This window comes from Acidovorax sp. HMWF029, assembly GCF_003060895.1.
In the GTDB taxonomy this organism is placed as follows: Bacteria; Pseudomonadota; Gammaproteobacteria; order Burkholderiales; family Burkholderiaceae_C; genus Acidovorax.
The window spans coordinates 16,937-18,958 of sequence record NZ_QAIH01000236.1; the positions used below are offsets into that span (position 1 = coordinate 16,937).

General features: G+C 65.0%; 1 protein-coding gene. It reads left to right on the forward strand.

Features of this window, described 5'->3' with window-relative positions; genetic code table 11:
* Nucleotides 1–1,811, forward strand: a 1,811-nt coding sequence (locus tag DBR12_RS17425) for a sodium-translocating pyrophosphatase (RefSeq protein ID WP_233244740.1), incomplete at its 5' end; no start/stop codon positions are given.
* Between the last annotated feature and the right edge of the window lie 211 nt (nucleotides 1,812–2,022).

The window sequence follows — 2,022 nt, forward strand, 5'->3', positions numbered from 1 at the left end:
CAGTGCTCTCGGGCGCATGCGGCTTCATCGGCATGAATGTGTCGGTGCGCGCCAATGTGCGCACGGCACAGGCCGCCACACAGGGCATTGGCCCGGCGCTGGATGTGGCGTTTCGCGGCGGGGCCATCACCGGCATGCTGGTGGTGGGGCTCGGGCTGCTGGGAGTCACAGGCTTTTACTGGTTTCTGGCGGGCAATGGCAACCTCACGCCCACCGCCAAGCTGGCCACGCTGCTCAACCCACTGATCGGCTTTGCGTTCGGCTCGTCGCTGATCTCGATCTTTGCGCGCCTGGGCGGCGGCATCTTCACCAAGGGCGCTGACGTGGGCGCCGACCTGGTGGGCAAGGTGGAGGCAGGCATACCCGAGGACGACCCGCGCAACCCGGCCGTGATTGCCGACAACGTGGGCGACAACGTGGGCGACTGCGCGGGCATGGCCGCCGACCTGTTCGAGACCTACGCTGTGACGCTGATCGCCACCATGGTGCTGGGCGCGCTGCTGGTGGCCACCGCCCCGGTCAACGCCGTGGTGTACCCGCTGGCGCTGGGGGCCGTGTCCATCATCGCGTCCATCATCGGCTGCTTTTTCGTCAAAGCCACGCCGGGCATGAAGAACGTGATGCCCGCGCTGTACAAGGGGCTGGCGATCGCGGGCGTGCTCTCGCTCATCGCGTTCTACTTTGTCACGGTGTGGATCATCCCGGACAACGCCATCACCGCCACCGGCAGCCAGATGAAGCTGTTCGGCGCCTGCGCCACAGGGCTGGTGCTGACGGCAGCCCTGGTGTGGATCACCGAGTTCTACACAGGCACGCAGTACTCGCCCGTGCAGCACATCGCCCAGGCATCCACCACCGGGCACGGCACCAACATCATCGCGGGGCTGGGCGTGTCCATGCGGTCCACCGCCTGGCCCGTGATTTTTGTGTGCCTGGCCATTCTGTCGGCCTACCAGCTGGCGGGGCTGTACGGCATTGCGGTGGCGGCCATGTCCATGCTGTCCATGGCTGGCATCGTGGTGGCGCTGGATGCGTATGGCCCCATCACCGACAACGCAGGCGGCATTGCCGAAATGGCCGAGCTGCCCAGCAGCGTGCGCGACATCACCGACCCGCTGGACGCCGTAGGCAACACCACCAAGGCCGTGACCAAGGGCTACGCGATTGGCTCGGCCGGGCTGGCCGCGCTGGTGCTGTTTGCCGACTACACACACAAACTGGAAAGCTACGGCAAGTCGATCAGCTTCGACCTGTCAGACCCGCTGATCATCGTCGGGCTGTTCATTGGAGGGCTGATTCCCTACCTGTTCGGTGCCATGGCGATGGAGGCCGTGGGCCGCGCAGCAGGGGCCGTGGTGGTGGAAGTGCGCCGCCAGTTCCGCGATATTCCCGGGATCATGGACGGCACAGGCAAGCCCGAATACGGCAAGGCCGTGGACATGCTGACCACCGCCGCCATCAAGGAGATGGTGATCCCCAGTCTGCTGCCGGTGATCGCGCCCATCGTTGTGGGCCTGCTGCTGGGCCCCAAGGCGCTGGGCGGCCTGCTCATGGGCACCATCGTCACGGGTCTCTTCGTGGCCATCAGCATGTGCACGGGGGGCGGCGCCTGGGACAACGCCAAGAAGTACATCGAAGACGGCCACCATGGCGGCAAGGGTTCTGAGGCGCACAAGGCCGCCGTGACCGGCGACACCGTGGGAGACCCCTACAAGGACACCGCAGGCCCGGCCATCAATCCGCTGATCAAGATCATCAACATCGTGGCGCTGCTCATCGTGCCGCTGGTGGTCAAGTTCCACGGCGGGTAAACCCCTCTTAGAACCTGTTCACGATCTTTTAGGCCCCGCCAAGATCGTGAACAGGTTCTAACCACCATCACAAAGGGGCTCCGGCTCCTTTTTTGCCGCTTACCATTCGGGGCAACGGTTTTTCTCCAGAGAAAATGGCCTTGAAACACACTGCAGCCTCCGCCGCCCCCGCTCCCTCCGGCCCCCACACCCCGCTGTACCAGCGCATCGT